The sequence below is a fragment of the Dyadobacter luticola genome, from assembly GCF_005860805.1.
GTDB classification, from domain to species: domain Bacteria; phylum Bacteroidota; class Bacteroidia; order Cytophagales; family Spirosomataceae; genus Dyadobacter; species Dyadobacter luticola.
Window position 1 is genome coordinate 337,305 of sequence record NZ_VCEJ01000002.1, and the last position, 18,913, is coordinate 356,217.

Annotated in this window: 20 protein-coding genes; 18 read left to right on the plus strand and 2 right to left on the minus strand. The window is 45.8% G+C overall.

What is annotated here, in order from left to right:
* Positions 1-5 precede the first annotated feature (5 nt).
* The 7 genes from sufD (at position 6) to FEN17_RS01370 (ending at position 5,496) form a co-directional block, all read left to right on the plus strand.
* Complete coding sequence (gene sufD / locus FEN17_RS01340) at positions 6-1,322, plus strand: Fe-S cluster assembly protein SufD (protein ID WP_138363520.1); 1,317 nt, start codon at positions 6-8, stop codon at positions 1,320-1,322.
* 98 nt (positions 1,323-1,420) lie between these two features.
* Positions 1,421-2,647: a cysteine desulfurase gene (locus FEN17_RS01345; protein WP_138363521.1), complete on the plus strand. Its 1,227-nt coding sequence runs from the start codon at positions 1,421-1,423 to the stop codon at positions 2,645-2,647.
* A gap of 48 nt (positions 2,648-2,695) precedes the next feature.
* Positions 2,696-3,076 (plus strand): DUF5618 family protein, encoded by a 381-nt coding sequence (locus FEN17_RS01350; RefSeq protein ID WP_138363522.1) that lies wholly within the window; start codon positions 2,696-2,698, stop codon positions 3,074-3,076.
* A 12-nt stretch (positions 3,077-3,088) separates the two neighbouring features.
* A complete protein-coding gene (locus tag FEN17_RS01355) occupies positions 3,089-3,517 on the plus strand; it encodes a SufE family protein (RefSeq protein WP_138363523.1) in 429 nt (142 codons plus the stop codon).
* Positions 3,518-3,537: 20 nt separating this feature from the next.
* Complete coding sequence (locus FEN17_RS01360) at positions 3,538-3,849, plus strand: SUF system Fe-S cluster assembly protein (protein WP_138363524.1); 312 nt, start codon at positions 3,538-3,540, stop codon at positions 3,847-3,849.
* A 24-nt stretch (positions 3,850-3,873) separates the two neighbouring features.
* Entirely contained in the window at positions 3,874-4,302 is a 429-nt protein-coding gene (locus FEN17_RS01365; RefSeq protein ID WP_138363525.1) for a BrxA/BrxB family bacilliredoxin, read from the plus strand.
* 84 nt (positions 4,303-4,386) lie between these two features.
* The gene (locus tag FEN17_RS01370) at positions 4,387-5,496 is read left to right on the plus strand and encodes a vWA domain-containing protein (protein WP_138363526.1); all 1,110 of its coding nucleotides are present in this window, start codon (positions 4,387-4,389) and stop codon (positions 5,494-5,496) included.
* Between the two features lie 4 nt (positions 5,497-5,500).
* On the opposite strand, the gene FEN17_RS01375 is transcribed toward FEN17_RS01370, so the two are convergent.
* Both FEN17_RS01375 and FEN17_RS01380 read right to left on the minus strand, forming a co-directional pair.
* On the minus strand, positions 5,501-7,975 hold the full coding sequence (locus FEN17_RS01375) for a PIG-L family deacetylase (protein ID WP_138363527.1): 2,475 nt from the start codon (positions 7,973-7,975) through the stop codon (positions 5,501-5,503).
* A 22-nt stretch (positions 7,976-7,997) separates the two neighbouring features.
* Positions 7,998-8,567: a 4'-phosphopantetheinyl transferase family protein gene (locus FEN17_RS01380; RefSeq protein ID WP_229208639.1), complete on the minus strand. Its 570-nt coding sequence runs from the start codon at positions 8,565-8,567 to the stop codon at positions 7,998-8,000.
* A 110-nt stretch (positions 8,568-8,677) separates the two neighbouring features.
* Here FEN17_RS01380 and FEN17_RS01385 point away from each other — a divergent pair, with 110 nt between their 5' ends.
* The 11 genes from FEN17_RS01385 to darH all read left to right on the plus strand — a co-directional run bounded on the left by FEN17_RS01385 (position 8,678) and on the right by darH (position 18,913).
* The gene (locus tag FEN17_RS01385) at positions 8,678-10,372 is read left to right on the plus strand and encodes a C45 family autoproteolytic acyltransferase/hydrolase (RefSeq protein WP_138363529.1); all 1,695 of its coding nucleotides are present in this window, start codon (positions 8,678-8,680) and stop codon (positions 10,370-10,372) included.
* 11 nt (positions 10,373-10,383) lie between these two features.
* Positions 10,384-11,643, plus strand: a complete 1,260-nt coding sequence (flxY, locus tag FEN17_RS01390) for a flexirubin biosynthesis putative acyl-CoA ligase FlxY (RefSeq protein WP_138363530.1) — start codon at positions 10,384-10,386, stop codon at positions 11,641-11,643.
* Between the two features lie 34 nt (positions 11,644-11,677).
* Positions 11,678-12,292 carry a hypothetical protein gene (locus tag FEN17_RS01395; RefSeq protein ID WP_138363531.1) on the plus strand — a complete coding sequence of 205 codons (615 nt, stop codon included), beginning with the start codon at positions 11,678-11,680 and terminating at the stop codon, positions 12,290-12,292.
* A 26-nt stretch (positions 12,293-12,318) separates the two neighbouring features.
* Positions 12,319-12,951 carry a hypothetical protein gene (locus FEN17_RS01400; protein WP_138363532.1) on the plus strand — a complete coding sequence of 211 codons (633 nt, stop codon included), beginning with the start codon at positions 12,319-12,321 and terminating at the stop codon, positions 12,949-12,951.
* Positions 12,952-13,149: 198 nt separating this feature from the next.
* Positions 13,150-13,800: a YdcF family protein gene (locus FEN17_RS01405; RefSeq protein WP_138363533.1), complete on the plus strand. Its 651-nt coding sequence runs from the start codon at positions 13,150-13,152 to the stop codon at positions 13,798-13,800.
* 18 nt (positions 13,801-13,818) lie between these two features.
* Positions 13,819-14,883 carry a methyltransferase gene (locus tag FEN17_RS01410; RefSeq protein WP_138363534.1) on the plus strand — a complete coding sequence of 355 codons (1,065 nt, stop codon included), beginning with the start codon at positions 13,819-13,821 and terminating at the stop codon, positions 14,881-14,883.
* Between the two features lie 36 nt (positions 14,884-14,919).
* Positions 14,920-15,399 carry a hypothetical protein gene (locus FEN17_RS01415; protein WP_138363535.1) on the plus strand — a complete coding sequence of 160 codons (480 nt, stop codon included), beginning with the start codon at positions 14,920-14,922 and terminating at the stop codon, positions 15,397-15,399.
* 23 nt (positions 15,400-15,422) lie between these two features.
* A complete protein-coding gene (locus FEN17_RS01420) occupies positions 15,423-16,331 on the plus strand; it encodes a hypothetical protein (protein WP_138363536.1) in 909 nt (302 codons plus the stop codon).
* A 2-nt stretch (positions 16,332-16,333) separates the two neighbouring features.
* Positions 16,334-17,476: a dialkylresorcinol biosynthesis protein DarB gene (gene darB / locus FEN17_RS01425; protein WP_138363537.1), complete on the plus strand. Its 1,143-nt coding sequence runs from the start codon at positions 16,334-16,336 to the stop codon at positions 17,474-17,476.
* Position 17,477: 1 nt separating this feature from the next.
* Positions 17,478-17,876, plus strand: a complete 399-nt coding sequence (DarG, locus tag FEN17_RS01430) for a flexirubin biosynthesis protein DarG (RefSeq protein WP_138363538.1) — start codon at positions 17,478-17,480, stop codon at positions 17,874-17,876.
* A 5-nt stretch (positions 17,877-17,881) separates the two neighbouring features.
* On the plus strand, positions 17,882-18,913 hold the full coding sequence (darH, locus tag FEN17_RS01435) for a BtrH-related acyltransferase DarH (protein ID WP_138363539.1): 1,032 nt from the start codon (positions 17,882-17,884) through the stop codon (positions 18,911-18,913).

An 18,913-nucleotide genomic window follows, 5' to 3' on the forward strand; every position in this document is an offset into this window, starting at 1 on the left:
TATCAATGATTACCGAAACAATAGATTTAAAAACCAAGCTGATCTCTGACTTCCACGCCCGCGAGGCGGTGATGAATGGTGAAGCTTCGTCCGAATTTCATCAGAAAAAGCGTGCGGCGCTGGCGCAGTTTGAGCGTTTGGGATTTCCCAGCTTGAAAAATGAAGAGTGGAAGTACAGCAATGTCAAAGATCTGATCAGCGCTTCCTACCAGTTCAATGCAGCAAGTTCGATTGCGCTTTCCGACTTGGAAGATCTGAAAATCCCTGAGCAGGAGGCGAATATCATATATTTTATCAACGGACACTATTCTTCGGAGTTGTCCCGGCTCATTTCTCCTGAATCTGAAATTACGATCAGTTCACTTTCGGAAGCGTACAAAAAAGATCCTGCTTTGGTAAACTCTTATTTCAATGAGTTGACAAAGGAAGATCAGGATGCATTTACGTCATTGAACACAGCATTTACCCAAGACGGGATTTTTATTAATGTACCTGATAACCGGACTGTTACGCATCCGGTAATCCTGCGTTTTGTTAGTGACGCACGCAGCCAGAATGTGGGAAGCCAGCCACGTAACATTATTCATGTGGGCCGGAATGCGCATGTGAAGCTGGCCGAGGCATTCAGGACTTTGGGAAGCGAGCGTTCTTTTACCAATTCCGTGACTGAAATATATGTCGGCGAAGAAGCTGGTGTAGAATATTATAAAGTGCAGAATGAGAGCGAAAATGCGTATCACATCGGCACTACGCACGTAAGGATGCTGGACCGCTCGCACTTCTATGCAGGCACCGTCACTTTGAACGGACGTTTCACCCGCAATAACCTGAACATTGTACTCGACGGCGAGCGCTGCGACGCGCACATGTATGGATTGTACTTTCCAGACGGAACGCAACATGTTGATAACCATACCGTAGCCGATCACCGCAAGCCGAATTCTGAAAGCAACGAGTTGTACAAAGGCATTTTGCGGGATAAGTCGAAAGGTGTTTTCAACGGAAAGATTTTCGTACGTCCCGATGCGCAGAAAACCAATGCATTTCAGTCCTGCAAAAACATTGTTCTATCGCCAGATGCGACGATGAACACGAAGCCGCAGCTGGAAATTTTTGCGGATGATGTGAAATGTTCGCATGGTACGACTACCGGCCAGATCGATGAGGAAGCACTTTTCTATATGCGTTCCCGCGGGATTTCCCGGCCTGAGGCGATGGCGCTTTTAATGTATGCTTTTTGCGCGGACGTGGTTTCGCAGATTAAAATTGATTCTATCCGGACTTACCTGGAAGAAGTGATCGCAGCGAAACTGGCGTCATAAGAAATATCAGGCTTGCCTGGACCTATTTATTGCACCCAACCGGTGTGGCCCAACCTACAATTCTTTGGGTTGGGTTTTTTTCTAAACTTTGATTTGCGATGAGCCACTCTCTTGATATACAAGCCATCAGAAATGATTTCCCGATTTTAAATGAGCTGGTAAATGGAAAGCCGCTCGTTTATTTCGACAATGCTGCCACGACTCAGAAACCTCGATTGGTTCTGGATGCGCTTTCGGGATATTATGAGCATTACAATGCCAATATTCACCGGGGGATTCATTTCCTGGCGGAAAAGGCAACTTCGGCTTTCGAACAATCGCGCCACAGGTTGCAGGCGTTTCTGAATGCGGCTCATGCGGAGGAGATTATTTTCACCTATGGAACAACTGACGGGATCAATCTGGTAGCGTCCAGTTACGGACGGACGTTTTTGAAAGCGGGTGATGAGATCATTATCTCTACCATGGAGCACCACTCCAACATTGTGCCCTGGCAAATGTTGTGTGAGGAAAAAGGCTGTGTCCTGAAAGTGATCCCGATCAATGATGAGGGTGAAATCCTGATGGATGAGTACGAAAAGCTGCTGACGGAGCGCACGAAGTTTGTTTCTGTAGTGCACGTTTCGAACTCGCTGGGTACCATTAATCCGGTGAAAGAAATCATCGCCAAAGCGCACGCAGTAGGCGCCAAGGTTTTACTCGATGGTGCACAGGCCAGTTCTCACTTGACCATTGATGTACAGGATCTGGATTGCGATTTTTATTCACTTTCGCTGCACAAAATTTACGGCCCTACCGGAATGGGCATTTTGTATGGCAAAAGAGATTTGCTGAACGCAATGCCACCGTATCGTGGTGGTGGTGAGATGATTAAAGAAGTTACATTTGAGAAAACCACTTATAATGAGCTGCCTTATAAATTTGAGGCAGGCACGCCTAACATTGCGGATGTAGTCGCTGCTAAATTTGCGCTGGACTATGTGGATACGCTGGGTAAACCAAACATCGCGGCTTATGAAAATGAGCTGCTGAAATATGCGACGGAAGCTGTCAGTGAAATTCCGGGACTTAAAATCATCGGTCGCGCGAAGGAAAAAGTAAGCGTGCTTTCTTTCGTAATCGACGGTATTCACCACCAGGATATTGGTGTTTTGCTTGACCAGCAGGGAATCGCAGTAAGAACAGGCCACCACTGCACGCAACCTTTGATGAACCGGTTTAATATCACCGGAACCTCCCGCGCCTCATTTGCCGTTTATAACACAACCGAAGAAATCGACAAGCTGATCGTCGGTTTGCATAAAGTGCAAAAGATGCTTGGATAATTTTGCTTAAATTAACCCTCGGATTTTAAACTAAAACTATATACACATATGCCCAACACAGTACGAGAAGCAAAGCGGTACCTGAATAACGCGAAGGAGATTTTAAGAGAGAAAGCAAAGAAAGAGGATGGGTTTTATCAGGATAAAAAATATGTAAAACTGGCGGGGCATGCTGCCTATACCGGAGTTTTGGTTGCGCTGGATGGATTATTTGAGCGGAAAGGTAAAGGGCGCAAAAATGTAGATTGGTACCTGGAAAATCTTGGAAAAACCGACAAAAAGCTCCTGGCTTCATTCAATGCGGCTTATGATACTTTGCATTTAGCGATGGGTTATGATGGCAATCAGGCAGCAGGCGTTTCAGCAGCGGGTATCAATTTGGCCGAATCAATTATTACTTGGGTTGAAACCAGAACTGCGACTGCATAATTTAAAATTACAATGACGATTAACGAGATACAGGACGAACTAATTTCGGATTTTGAATTGTTTGATGAACAGTTGGACAAGACACAATATATTATTGATCTCGGTAAAAAGTTGCCGCCGATTGATGAGAAATACAAGACCGATGAATATCTGATTCATGGTTGTCAGTCCAAAGTTTGGCTTGCTGCGGAGTTTCGGGATGGAAGGTTGTATTTTTTAGGTGATGGTGAGCCTACTGCGCAGATTGCCAAAGGTTTGATTAGCATTCTGATCAAAATTTTATCAGGCCAGAAACCTGAGGATATTGCCAATGCAGATCTTTACATTATGGAAAGAGTTGGTATGGGAGCCTTGGTAACATCCCGGAGATCAGGCGGTTTGGCGGCGATGATCCAAAAAATGAAGGGTTTCGGGACGGTTTATTCCCAACTGGAAGTTTAAGATTTTAAACTAAATAAGAAATGTCAGAGTCAGATTTGAAGGAAGAAGTAGTACGGGCGATCAAAACCGTTTATGATCCGGAGATTCCGGTGGACGTTTATGAACTGGGGCTTATCTACGATTTGAAAGTTTTTCCGGTGAATAATGTGTTCGTTTCCATGACATTAACTTCTCCTTCCTGCCCGTCTGCCGGGACATTGCCGGGTGAAGTGGAGCAAAAAATCAGGGAAGTGGAAGGTGTAAATGACGTGAGTGTGGAGTTGACTTTCGATCCGCCTTATTCAACAGAAATGATGTCGGAAGAGGCGAAGCTCGAATTAGGATTTATGTAAATAATAACTTTAAACAATAAGAATATGTATCCACCACAGTTAGTGGCTCCAATGAAAGCCGAATTGGTGAATGTTGGTTTTCAAGACCTTACATCAGCGGAAGAAGTTGATAACTTCATGCAAAATACAAAAGGTACTGCCCTGGTTGTTATCAACTCAGTGTGCGGTTGTGCGGCAGGAGCGGCCCGTCCGGGCGTGAGAGCGGCGTTGTCACGCAGCGAAATTAAGCCGGATCATCTGGCGACTGTGTTTGCAGGCGCTGACGTGGAAGCTACCGCTAAAATGCGTGAGTATACTTTGCCTTATCCGCCATCTTCGCCAGCCGTAGCGCTTTTCAAAGATGGTGAGCTGATCCATTTCGTTGAGCGTCACCACATTGAAGGTCGTTCTGCTGAGATGATCGCGCAACATTTGCAAATGGCATTTGAAGAATTTTGTGCTGAGGAAGCATAATTCTGCCAGTTTTTGATTTGCGGCTACTTTCTACTATCTTGAAAGTAGCCGCACTTTTTTACGATACATTTCAATCCGCTTACCATGCAAGGACATCGTTTTTCGAAATTCATTCCAGCTGAACAAGGCGCAAACAGCAAATTTGACCAGCTTTTCGACATATTTCAGCAGCTTTTGCTGATGACTTCCGGCGATGTAAGCGAAGCAATGTCGTGGCTGAGCGAACTTGACCGACAGTATAACCTGACCAATGATTCGTACGGGATCGGGGATTTTTTTGACGATCTGAAAAAGAAAGGCTATATCACCGAGGAGAAGCAGGAAGGTGAGGGTAAGCTCATTATGACGCCGAAAGCTGAAAAAAGCATTCGCAAAAGTGCATTAGATGAGATTTTTGGTAAACTCAAAAGATCAAAGACCGGTGGAAACCACCACACGCCGCACATGGGCGTGGGCGACGAGCTGAGCAGTGACATCCGCGATTTTCAATTTGGCGACACATTGGACCAGATCGCGATGACAGAATCGATCAAAAATGCGCAGGTGAACCACGGTATCGGAGATTTTATGCTGATGGAAAATGACCTGGAAGTGGTAGAGCGCGAGCAAAAAACGACTACTGCGACGGTCGTCATGATCGATATAAGCCACTCAATGATCCTGTACGGCGAGGACCGCATTACGCCTGCCAAGAAAGTAGCATTAGCCCTTGCAGAGCTGATCAGAAGCAAATACCCCAAAGATTCGCTCGACATTATCGTCTTTGGAAATGACGCCTGGCAGATCCAGATCAAAGATTTGCCTTACCTGGAAGTTGGGCCATACCATACCAATACAGTTGCTGGCTTAGAGCTGGCGATGGACATTCTGCGCCGTAAAAAGACCCGTAACAAGCAGATTTTCATGATTACCGACGGAAAACCGACTTGTTTGAAAGAAGGTATCCGCTATTATAAAAACAGTTTTGGTCTTGACCGAAAGATCATTAACAAAACATTGACGCTCGCCGCGCAATGCCGCAGATTGGACATTCCGGTCACGACATTCATGATCGCGACGGACCCTTATCTGAAACAATTCGTGCAGAATTTCACGCAGGTAAATAACGGCCGCGCTTATTACAGCAACCTGCAAGGTTTGGGCGGATTTGTTCTCGAAGATTTCCAGCGCAACCGCCGGAAAAACGTAAAATAGCTTCCTACTTTTTGCCGACAGAAATCATGTTGGCAAAAAGCCGGTAGGCGCCGGTCACACCCGCAGGCAGCTCGCGGAAAAACGACAAGCCGGTGTAAATGTAATGTCCTTTGCCATATTGTGCATACAGCATGCCGCCATCTTTGGGCGTCTCACCTTTATCATTCGCCGAGAAAATCGCCTTGTAGTTTTCCTTATCCCAGTTTTGGGCGTAGTATAAGCCTCTTTCCTGGATCCAACCCTGGAAATCTTTTTCGGTAATTTTATTCGGGAAGTTTAAAATCGGGCTATCCGGAATCAGCAGCCGCATTTCGGCATCTTCTTCGGTTACCCTTTCTCTACCAAGTTCTATGTTGTAAGGCCCGATTTGCTTCACTTTTTGTCCGGGGATTGTATACTGGACGACCATCGTGCCACCATTTTTGACGTACTCCATCAGTTTTTCCTGATAATTTGGAAGGTAATCTTCTGTATTGTAAGCTCTTACGCCCACAACAATCACGTCATAAATACTTAAATCTTTTGACAAACCAGCCTCGCCCAACATCGTCACCTGGCAATCCATTTGCCGCAATGCCGTCGGCCCATCATCGCCGGCGCCGGCAATGTAGCCGATGTTTTTTGCGGTGGTTTTAACGTCGATTTTTGCCAGTTTGGCTTCGGCTACCGGGAAAATGGTTTGGCTTGGAATGTGGCGGTACGCGATTGTCCGGATGGATTTGTCGTACCTTTTTCCATCTACCGTCGCGATGGCTTTTACTGAAATTTCCTGATTACCAGCGGGCGGGGTTACGACGAAAGCGACATATTGCTGCTGATATTTATTGTTTAGATTAAATTCTGCCGATTCTGGTACCGACTTCCATCCAGCCGGAAGTTGAAGTTTGATTGAGCCCTTCACTTTTTCATGTTGCGCCTGGACAATGATGCTGACTGTCTTCGCATCAGCAGAAGGGAAAATGTAAACCGGCTCAGCAATGTTGGCGGTGACGGCTGGCCGGATTTCGAAAGGGCGGTAAATTTCTCCCTCTGCCGGATCAGCGAATTTATATATCCAGGACCTGGTGATAGCCAATGTTTGTCCGCCAATTTCAAAAGTAAATGTTGTTTTGGTTTCAGGGCGATTTTCAGGATAACCGATATCCTGCTGATTATCAATCTGAAAAATGCCTTTTTCCAAAGGTTTTTCCAGCCAGTAAGGTTGACTGATCTTTAATGTTGCCGGCAGATTTGCGATGACCGGAACATTGTACAAATTATTTGTTTCAAGGTTAATGTTGGTAAGACTGTCGTTGTCTTTGCCTGTAAATTTCAGCGAAACCAGTTTTACAGGATAGTCAGACCTTTTCACAACTGAAATCCTGACAGGCGCCTTATCCCCGGCGGCGGCTGAAAAATCATTCGGATTGGTCTCAAACCAAAGCCCGGCACATTGAATGATCAAATCTTTTACTTCCTCTTTTTTGGCTTTTACATAAATGTTGGAAGAATCAAGCCGGTTGAGTTCTGCATTAATTTTCAGTAAGTCAGGGATCGAAGCGGACGGTTTGCTCACAACAAAGCTCTTGATCGTCTGCGTCACCAGGGCCTGCACCTTTTCACTTCCTTTTACACGTTTCCACGAAATGTCCACGCCGTCGAAAAGTCCCTTTTCAGCCTGTGTGCCCTCTTTATGCAAAAAGTAATCTGTTCTCGAACCACGCTGCGGTGAACTTCCGAAACCCTGGCTTCTGTGCTGGCTGCGGCTTTCGGCGGCGATTTCAGTGTAGGATTTACCAAGAATGTTGTTGTACCCGCCGATTTCAATAGATATGTAGGGCAGCTTTTCTTCCGACGGTTTGTTGTTGGTGAAATTCGGTGTATAGCTATTCCAAACCAGTCTTTTGGCCTGCCAGGGTTTTACGAATTTCAGTTGATCGGGGTAGGAGTTGGGGTCTGCCGCCAACTTGAAACCTTCTTCTGCGAGGTAAGCGGAAGTCTGGTGATGACCGTGGCCGGCGCGCGGATCGGGTGGGAAGCGGGTAATGATCACGTCGGGTTGAAATTTGCGGATCATCCACACGACGTCGCCCTGCACTTTGTCTTTGTCCCAAAAATTCAATGTTTCTTCACGGGTTTTAGAAAAACCAAAATCATACGCTCTTGAAAAAAACTGCTGCGCGCCATCAATTCTCCTCGCGGCCAATAATTCCTGCGTGCGGATCACACCAATGTTGTATCCCTGCTCGGCACCGATGAGATTTTGCCCGCCATCGCCACGCGTCAGAGAAAGGTATCCTGTCCTAACCATCTGATCTTTTGACAGATAAGACAACATTAATGTATTTTCATCATCCGGGTGCGCGGCAATGTAGAGCACGGAGCCGACGACATTCAATTTTTTAATGTTTTGAAAAATTTCGCTGGAAGAAAGCGAGGGGACTTGTGCGGATAATTTGAATGTGGCAAGGAGCAAAAGCAACGTAAAAAATCTCGGCATGTCGGGCTAGGTTTGTGGTGGTTCAAATGGTCCAGGTCAGGACGTAATTTTCAAAATTTTCATACTGGACCTGCACAGTCTCAGTCTCGTTTTCATTCAAAAGCTTAACTTCAATTTGCCCGTTTTGGTTGCCGGAAAACGGATTTGTAATAATATGTTTTTTAAAATCCAGGTCAATGTTACCGGCGTATTTGAAAACTGCTTCTTTCGCAGACCAAATCGTATGCAGCTGCACATTGTTTTCCAGATCAGCCCAGATTTGCTCGGCTTCATTCAGGAAAAAGTCAGCGCCTTTCGAAATGTCAGGTTTAAGTTGCTGGATATCAATTCCTACTGATTTTTTTTTATCCATATAAACACTCACAAAATCACCGGAATGTGACATGGAAAGAAAAAGGTCAAGATCTTTAACAAAGGGTTTGCCATCATCATGATACCCGATTTCTACATCTTTTTGCAGCATATTTTTCAGCAAAACCCTGCACGCAAGCCACTCCTGCTTCCGGATATCCTTTTTTTTATTATTCAAAATCTGCTCGTCATTTGCTGACAAATCAAGCATTTCCATCAATTCCGGCCAGGATTCTGTCATTTTCCAAAGTCCAAGCATTGTATGATCGGACGGCTTTTTTATATAACTGATCCCCATTTATTGTTAATTTTGAATCCGGCGGGCCAAATTTTTTGCCTGTTTTCCCTGATATGTGGCCCAAGAATAAAATACTCAGAAACGTTCTCAAAACATTTGGCATTTTCCTCCTGGTCATCGGAATCCTTTTCGGACTGTTCCTCTGGCGCATCAGCATCCCCAAGCCTGACCTTGAAAGTACCAAAACTATCGAAAGTTACAAGCGCGTCAAATTGGGCGAAAACCATTTTGCTGTCGGGAATTGCTGGTTAAAAAAGAATAAATACGGTATCTGGGAGATGTATCTCGAAGGCTCCCCGTACGAGCGCGGGCTGATTTACGGCATTTTATCCCGAGAGTTGATGGAGAAGCAGGAGGTGCATTTCATCAGTCAGATCAAGGAAATGATCCCGAGCTCGCTTTTTTTGCAAGTTTTAAAAGGTTTTGTCGGCTGGTTTAACCGGGACATTTATAAATATATTCCGAAAGAAAACCAGGAAGAGATTTATGGAGTATCCCGCTCATTCTCAGATCAGTTTGATTATATCGGACCCAAATATTACCGGATACTCAATTACCACGCCGCCCATGACATTGGTCACGCGCTCACAGATTTGAACATTGTCGCCTGCACTTCTTTTGCCGTAAACCACTCACTTTCAAAAGATTCAACATTGCTGATTGCCCGCAATTTTGATTTTTATATGGGCGATGATTTTGCGGAAGACAAGCTGATCGTTTTCATGAAACCGGATAAAGGCTACAAGTTTGCATCCTATGCCTGGGCAGGGCTGACTGGCGTGGTGTCCGGGATGAATGAAAAAGGGATCACGGTAACATTAAACGCCTCAAAATCAGATGTTCCCTTTACTGCGAAAGAGCCGATCTCTATTTTGGCAAGACAAATTTTGCAGTATGCAGGGACAATTGAAGAGGCGCACAAAATTGCGGCGAAGAGTGAAACATTTGTCTCGGAGTCTTTGCTAATTGGCTCAGCAGCAGATGATAAGGCGGTGATCATTGAGAAATCGCCGCAAAAAATGGACGTGTATGATTCCGGGAAGGATTTTCTGGTTTGCGCCAATCATTACCAGGGCGAGGCTTTTATCAAAGATTCGGTCAACATTGATAACATTAAGGATACCGATTCGAAATCGCGTTTTGACCGGATGACGCAGCTTATGGGGCGGTCGTATCCGATGGATGTGAAGGAGGCGGCGGGCATTTTGCGGGATAAAAATGGTTTGAATGATAAATTCATTGGCTACGGAAATCCGAAATCACTCAACCAACTGATTGCGCATCACGGGATTTTATTTAAACCGGCAAAAAAGGAATTCTGGATTTCGACGCCGCCTTACCAGCTCGGAGAGTTCATTTGTTACGATCTGAATAAGGTTTTTTCCACAAATGGTAAGTTTCAGTCGGTGGATTCGCTGCAAATCAGCAAAGATCCTTTTCTCGATTCACAGGAGTACAAAAAGTTTGAGGCTTTCAAAAAAACGAGGCAGGACATCACGCGATATGTGCTGATCGACATTCCGTTTGAATTGACGCCGCAGGCGGAGAAGGCATTTATTGCCAATAATCCGCAAAGTTTTCTCACTTATCTACTCTTGGGTGACTATTTTAAGAAAAAAGAGAACTTCAAAAAGGCAATATCTTACTTTCAGGAAAGCCTGAAACATGACGTTTCATCTTTGAATGAGCAGGAGTCGATTGAGGAAAAGATAAAGGATTGCAGGAGAGTTAAATTTGTAAAACATTAATAAAGAGACGAATGAGCACAGACGCCCACGAAACGCCGGAGCAAAAGTTGAAATATTTGTTGTCGTACGTCAGTGATCATTCACCTTATTACCAGCGGGTTTTTCGCGAGCAGGGCATCGACATTGAACCGATCCGAAAAGTGGAAGATCTGGCGAAGTTGCCATTTACTTCGAAAGACGATCTGGCGGCAGCAAATGATGATTTTCTGTGTGTTTCCAAAAGTCGGATTGCCGATTTTGTAACCACATCCGGCACATTGAGCGATCCGGTCGCATTTTATCTGACCGATTCTGATATTGAAAGGCTGGCTACCAATGAAGCGGCCTCTTTCGAATGTGCAGGAGGCTCCGAAAACGACATTTATCAGCTGATGACGACCATCGACCGTCGGTTTATGGCGGGTTTGGCTTACTGGATGGGTGCCAGGAAAATCGGTGCGGGGATGATCCGGGTCGGGCCGGGCGCGCCATTTTTGCAGTGGGAATCGATCCAGCGTTTTTCACCCACGGTCATCATCGCAATCCCCTCATTTATTCCGAGACTGATCGACTACGCAATCGCGAACAACATTGATTTCCGGTCTTCCAGCATTCAATCCATCATTTGCATCGGCGAGCCAATCCGCAATCCTGATTTTACTTATAATGAATTGGGAAAAAGGATCACGTCGCAGTGGGATGTGAAGTTGTATTCGACTTATGCTTCTACGGAAATGGGTGCGGCATTTACCGAGTGCGGCGAGGGAAAAGGCGGACATTTAAACCCTGATCTGCTGATTCTGGAAGTAGTGGACGAGGAGGGAAATGCCGTGAAAGAGGGCGGGTTGGGCGAGGTGGTGGTGACGACATTGGGTGTGGAGGGAATGCCTTTGCTGCGATATAAAACCGGCGATCTATGTCATGTATATTACAGTCCGTGCGGGTGCGGGCGTACCAGTCCGCGACTGGGACCGGTGGTGGGCAGGAAGCAGCAAATGATCAAATTCAAGGGGACGACAATTTTCCCGCCGGCACTTTTTGATGTGCTGGATATGGTGAAGGAGATTGAGCTTTATCAGGTAGTGGTCTCAAAAAATGAGTTTGGGAATGATGAAATCACCATCCTTTTGCCGATGAATTTACAGACTACGGTTTTCAAGGAAATGCTGCACTCTTTGTTCAAATCGAGGCTTAGGGTGACGCCTGGTTTTGACTTCGTGACCGCTGAAGAACTAAACTTCCGGATCTACAAACAGGAGAAACGCAAACCTGAAAAATTGGTCTATATTTGAAGCCTCTATTACCATTTAAATTAAAATTACTTGCATGAAAAAGTTCATCTACGCATCCCTTTTGGGCATTTTTGTAATGTCCGCCCAAGTTTCAACCGCGCAAAGAGTTGAAGTGAAATCCGGTGACGTGGCCGTTTTATCAGGTCAGAAAAACATCAATATTGAGTACGATTATTCGCAATTCGGCGTGGGTAAATTTGCGACCGAGCAAGAGTACCTGGACAAAAAATCCGCTGAGTACAATGCCAAGGAGGCAGGCCGCGGCGACAACTGGAAAAAGGCATGGGTAGCAGACCGCAAAGCACGTTTCGAGCCGAAGTTTGAAGAGCTTTTCAACAAAGGGATGGAAGACAAAGGTATTCAGGTTGTACAGGCAAGACCGGATGCGCAGTATACCATGATCGTGCGCACCACATTTGTGGAGCCGGGTTTCAATGTGGGTGTGATGCGGAAGAATGCTTACATCGACTACACGATTGACGTGGTGGAATCGGCGAATAAATCGAACAAAGTGGCGGAGATTGGTATGCGCAATATTCCAGGCAGTATGGCGATGGGAATGGATTTCGACACGGGTGCACGTCTGGCCGAATCTTACGCGAAAGCGGGAAAAACGCTGGCTAACTTCCTGGATAAGAAGCTCAAATAATCAATGTTCCTCATAAATTCCACGTTATGAAAAAATTACTGATTCTTGCATTCGTGCTCTTCAGCGCAGGAGCAGCCTTCGCAGACAATACGATGGCCGACGTTTTTGCCGGCAAAACCAAGCTGACGTTCCTGGGTTTGGACTTTACACAAGCCAAGTACATCGGAAAGATAGGTTTTACCGATCCGCAAGCAATTCAGAATCAGCACATGGTGAGCTGGAATAACCTGATCGAACTGGAACCGAAGAAATTTTCGCTCCAAAAGGCCTTCAACCTGAAAGATGATATGTACGCTTCCAAAGTGGAGGATATGATCAAGCATAACAAGTCAGTAAATGTGGCCGATAACATTACGGATTCCGAATATGCGATCACGGAAGATCAGGTGAAAAAATCGGTTTCCAAATATTCGCTAAGCGAAAAAGATGGCGTAGGTATCGTTTACGTGGTAGAATCTTTGAACAAAACCACGGAGAAGTTGAATGCATGGGTAACATTCATCGACCTGAAAACAAAAAAAGTGCTTTATACCGAGAAAGTGGAAGGTAAGGCCGGCGGATTTGGTTTCCGTAATTACTGGGCAGGCGGTGTTTACAAGGTCAACCAGGAAATCGACAACAAGCTCTATAAAAAGTGGAGCAAGGCCAATAAAGCATAAAAAGTGCGTAGAAATACGTATTTTTAAAATCAGATTACATTACCGATACCATATCGTTTTTTTGTAGGCTGTGATTTGTTTGCCGGTTTCGGTGAACGTTTCACAGCTTACTGTTTAAATTGATAACCCACTATCGTGCGAATCAGCGTTTTGATCTTCTCGCTTTGTGTATCCCTTCTATTTTCAGGATGCGGTAAAATGCTTTATCGCTCCGCAGAAAAAGCCTTTAATAAAGGTCTGAAAGAGCAGCCTTACGACGCTGTGATCGTGCCGGGATTTCCTTATAATGGTCAAAAATGGGATATGGTGCTCCAAATGCGGATACACTGGGCGAGTTACCTATATTCTAAAGGGTATACCAAAAACATTATTTTTTCAGGTGCAGCAGTCGCCACGCCCTACATTGAAAGCCGGGTGATGGCCAATTACGCCGCTGCCCTGGGCGTTCCCCGCGAGCATATCTTTACAGAAGAGCGCGCGCAGCACAGCACGGAAAACGTATATTATTCTTACCGGCTTGCAAAAGATTCGGGCTTTGTAAAAATTGCGCTCTCAACCGACCCGATCCAGACAAGCTACATGCGGAGGTTTATCAAGAAATTTGATCTGCCGATCGGATTGCTGCCGACGGTAATCGACTCGCTGAAAGTGATGAACCTGTATGAGCCGAAGGTAGATCAGCAAAGTGCGATGGTCAAGGATTTTCAGAGGCTATCGGACCGCGAAAATTTTTTCCAGCGCTTCCGCGGGACCATGGGAAGGTACATTATGTGGCACGAGGAAGATCTGAAAACCAAGAAATTGAAAAGAAAATACAAAGACAACACCATACCCGCCGTTCAGAATTGAGAACCACAATAGTATCTGATGAAAAAAGACTTAACAGCCGTCGAGGCCAAGTATGAAGCACAAAAAATAGCATTTGGGCCGATGTATTTCCAATCGGTGATTGCGATGAGGGATCTGGGGATACTGCAGTTTATCAGCGAGCACCGCAAAGGTGTTACCACTGAAAAGATTGTAGAGAGCCTGCCGGTTTCCGAGTATGCGATCACTTTACTTCTCGAGGCTGCTGAGATTATTGGAGTGGTGGATGTGGAGGATGGGATTGTCAAGATCAGCAAGACCGGTTTTTTTCTTTTAAAAGACGAAATGACCCGCGTCAACATGAATTTCATGAATGATGTGTGCTATCTCGGTGCCAAAAACATGACGCAAAGTTTCGTCAAAGGAAAGCCGGAAGGTTTGAAAGTACTGGGCGACTGGCCGACGATCTACGAAGGATTATCCATACTCCCCGAACCTGCCAAAACTTCCTGGTTCGAATTCGATCATTATTATTCCGACAATGCATTTCCGGAAGCATTGAAAATCGTGTTCAAGAAAAAGCCGAAAATGTTGTTTGACATTGGCGGGAACACCGGGAAATGGTCTTTTGCCTGCTGTGATTATAATGCCGATGTGCGGATCAAAATCCTCGACTTGCCGGTTCAGCTCAGGGTTGCGAAGGCAAATGCGAAGGCGCGGGGGCTTACAGACAGGATCGGTTTTCACGCAATAGACTTGCTGGATCCTGCCCAACAGATACCCCAGGGCGCGGACGTGATCTGGATGAGCCAGTTCCTGGATTGTTTTTCAGAAGAACAGATTGTGCAAATTCTCGAAAATGCGTGTCATGCGGCCTCAGAAGGCACGACGATCTTCATCCTGGAACCATTTTTTGATAACCAGAATTATCCTGCAGCACATTACAGCCTCGTGGCCACGTCGCTTTACTTTACGATCATGGCCAACGGTAACAGTAAAATGTACCGGCTTGAAGTAATGAAAAAGCTGGCCAGTAAAGCTGGTTTAGAGGTGGTTGAAACTTACCCGCTCATTGGCGATAGTTACCATACCATTCTTGAATGCAGGAAAAGAGCATCGTTGTAATCCTTTTCCACGTATAATTCGTAAATAATGGTTGGTATGAAGCGGATAGCATTGATCGGAATTTTGAGTTTGATAACCGCTTGCACTTTCAGTTGGGCACAGACGGATAAGGGCGTGTACAAGGCATTGTCCAGCAGTGATGAGCAGACGATTGAAAAGGCGCTGGCGGAACTGGAAGGAGAAAAGGTATCATCTAAAACCAATGCTTACAAAGGTGTGCTGACGATGAAAAAGGCCGGCTTTGTAAATGGCGTGGGAGGGAAGTTGAAGACATTCAAAAAAGGGGTGAGGCTGCTGGAAGACGAGATTACGGCCAATCCTGCCAATGTTGAGTACCGTTTTTTGAGATTGACTATTCAGGAGCATGCGCCGGGGATTTTGAACTACAACAAGCAGCTGGACGAAGATAAGGAGGCGGTGGTGGCGGGTTACGGAAAGATGAACCCGGGCTTGAAAAATTACATTGCAGACTACGCCAAAGACTCAAAAGTTCTGAAAGAAGCCGATTTGAAATAATCGATTTAATGGATTGATCTTAAATGAAAAAAATACTCGTCGTCAATTACTCACAAAGCGGACAACTGAATGAAATCATCGACCAGTTTTTGTTGCCGTTTGACCGTGACATTGTAGACCGGTTGCAAATCATTCCTGAAAAACCCTACATCTTCCCCTGGACTAGCGACGAATTTTTTGATAAAATGCCTGAGACGGTGCTCGAAGAGCCGATTCCGCTCAAACCTCTGCCATTTTCGGAAACCCGGTACGATCTCATCGTGATTGGTTATCAGCCCTGGTTCTTATCGCCGTCGCCCCCGGTAACTTCGCTGCTCAAAGATCCGACATTTAAAAATATTGCAAGAAACACGCCCATCGTAACCATCATCGGCGGGCGTAATATGTGGCTTAATTCCCAGGAAAGCGTTAAAAAATTGATCCGCGAAGCGGGCGGAAAACTGGTGGGGAACATTCCGCTGATGGACCGGACCTCCAATTTGGTGAGTGCGGTAACGATCCTGCACTGGATGCTTACCGGTCGCAAAGACCGCAAATGGAATGTCTTTCCACTGCCAGGTGTGAGCCAGGAAGACATTCATAGCGCATCAATGTTTGGCGGGATTGTCAAATCAGCCTTTGAAAAACAGCAATACGCGGATCTTCAAAAGGAGATCCTGGCAACCGGCCTGATCGAAATTCCAACGGATATTTTATTTATCGAACAAAGGGCAAAAAAGCTTTTCCGGATCTGGGCAGGATTAATCAAAAAGAAAGGCAGTACCACGGAAAAGCGAAAAAAGCTGGTTGGCTTTTTCAAATATTACCTGCTGATCGCCCTGTTTATCATAGCGCCGATCATTCTCTTTGTTTACAATTTGCTGATCGCCCCGTTTACAAGAAATACGATTAAGAAGAAAAAAGAATATTTTTGTGGTGTTGAAACCAAATAATAATGTCAGAAGCATATATTACCAGAATTGCCAAGTTTTTACCCAATGAGTCCGTTTCAAATGATGAAATGGAAGAATATTTAGGATTCATCAACGGAAAGCCATCCAAGTCAAAAGCAATAGTTTTAAGGAATAATGGCATAAAAGCCAGGTACTATGCGCTTCGGAAAGACGGCACACTGACGCACACCAATGCAGAAATGGCGGCTGAGGCAGTGAAGGGTTTGTTTGCAAAAAATCCGGCTGAAATCGAAGAAATGGATTTGCTCAGCTGCGCAACTTCCAGTCCCGACCAGCTGATGCCGTCGCACGGTTCTATGGTGCACGGTTATCTGCCCGAATCTGGTCCGGTGGAGGTGGTATCACCTTCGGGCGTTTGCTGCGCGGGAATGCACGCATTCAAGTACGCTTATATGCTAGTGAAGCTGGGCGAAAAGGAAAAAGCGGTGGCTTGCGCTTCGGAAAGATTGTCTACCGTATTGCGCGCCAGCCAGTTTGAGGAGGAAGTGCAGCAGCTTTTAAAGTTGGAACAAAATCCCTATCTGTCGTTTGAAAAGGACTTTTTAAGATGGATGTTGTCCGACGGCGCGGGTGCATTTTTAGTTGAGCCCAACCCAAACAGCGAAGGCATTTCACTGAAAATAGACTGGATTGAAGGTTGTTCGTATGCGAATGAGGAGGAAGCCTGCATGTATATGGGGGCGGACAAAACGGCCGACGGTTCGCTGAAGAGCTATAAAGATTACCCTGCCGAGGAGATCAATGATCATTCGGTTTTTAGTATCAAGCAGGATGTGAAGTTGTTAGGCGAAAAAATCGTTAAATTAGGTTTTGCCAAGTTCCTGGAAATCATGAATAAGAAGGGGATGAGCATGGATGACGTGACGTATTTTCTGCCGCATTTGTCCAGCTATTTTTTCGAAAGCAAAATCGAGACTTTTTTTAAGGAAAACGGGATTGACGTACCTAAGCATAAGTGGTATACCAATCTTGTCACAAAAGGTAATGTAGGTGCGGCTTCCATTTACATGATGCTGGAAGAAGTTTTTAACAGCGGTGCCCTGAAAAAAGGCGAAAAAATTCTGCTGGCCGTGCCCGAAAGCTCACGATTCTCCTACATGTTTTGTATGCTAACTGTGGTTTGACATGAAAAAAGAAGACCTTCCCCAGGATCCCGGCGCGCTGGACAACTTTACCCGCGAAGTTTGCTACGTCAAAAACGAAGACGGTAAATATGAAACGGCGCTGAGTAAGGGGTGGGAGGTCAAGGCGCAGGCGTTGGACAGCGCCTGGGAAGATGTAAATGCGCGGATCGAGGAGGCGCGGCAGGCAGTTAAAAACGGCGAAAAAAGTCCGATACATTATTTCATGGAACTTCGTTTGATGGACTTGCCGGTATTGTCGGGGTACACCGGATTTTTTCCGTTTTTTATCAAAAGACATTTAAAACCAGCCATTTTCGCAGGTTTAAGCGATCGGAAGCTGGCGAAATACGCGACTGCTTTCGACGTTACAGTGGAGGAATTAAAAAATTTTAAAGGTTGAGGCAAGTGGATATTGGAAGTCAAACCGACGAGTTCAGGCACGTACAGACCGCACATTGCGAAAATGGCGTGACAACTGCGCTTTTACGGTACCATGGATTAGATTTTATGACCGAGCCGCTCGCTTTCGGGATGGGTTCCGGTCTTTTTTATATACAAATACCATTTCTGACCGTCAATAATGGTCCCGCGATTTCTTTCAGGACGATGCCGGGCGCGATTTTCAAGCGGACCTGCAAGTCGTTGGGGGTGGACGTCACACGCAAGAAATTTTCGAATGTTGCTGCGGCTGAGGCTTTTCTGGATCAGAAAGTGAGAGAAGGCATCCCGGTAGGCTGCCAGGTCGGTGTTTTTCATTTGACCTATTTTCCCAAAGAATACCGCTTTCATTTTAACGCCCATAACCTTATCGTGTACGGCAAGGAAGGCGACCAATACCAGATCAGCGACCCGGTGATGGAAGATGTCACCACATTATCCCGCCCGGAATTGACACGCGTGCGTTTTGCACAAGGCCCGCTGGCGCCGAAAGGGCACATTTATTACCCCGAAAAAATACGTCCGATCACCGACGACATGATCCGCAAAGGCATCGTGAGCGGTATCAGGCGCAATGTGCGTGATATGATCCGCATTCCCGGAAATTTTGCCGGTGTAAACGGGATCAGGCACACATCTAATCACATCCGCAAGTGGCGCGATAAGCTTGGGCTGAAAAAAGCCAGCCTGTATCTTGGGCAGATCGTCCGGATGCAAGAAGAAATCGGTACTGGCGGCGGTGGATTCCGCTTTCTTTATGGTGCATTTCTGGAAGAGGCAGCGGCTTATTTGCAGGACGATCGCGTTTCGAATATTTCAGAAGACTTTACAAAAGCTGGTGATATGTGGCGCGCAAGTGCTATCAAAATGGCCGGGGTTTACAAAGGAAGGCTTACCGAACAAAAGGATTTTGAAGAAATTGCCGATATGCTGCTGGATACGCGTCTGGTAGAGAAAGAGGCATTTCAAAAACTCGCCAGCCTCAACCTGGGTAAGTGA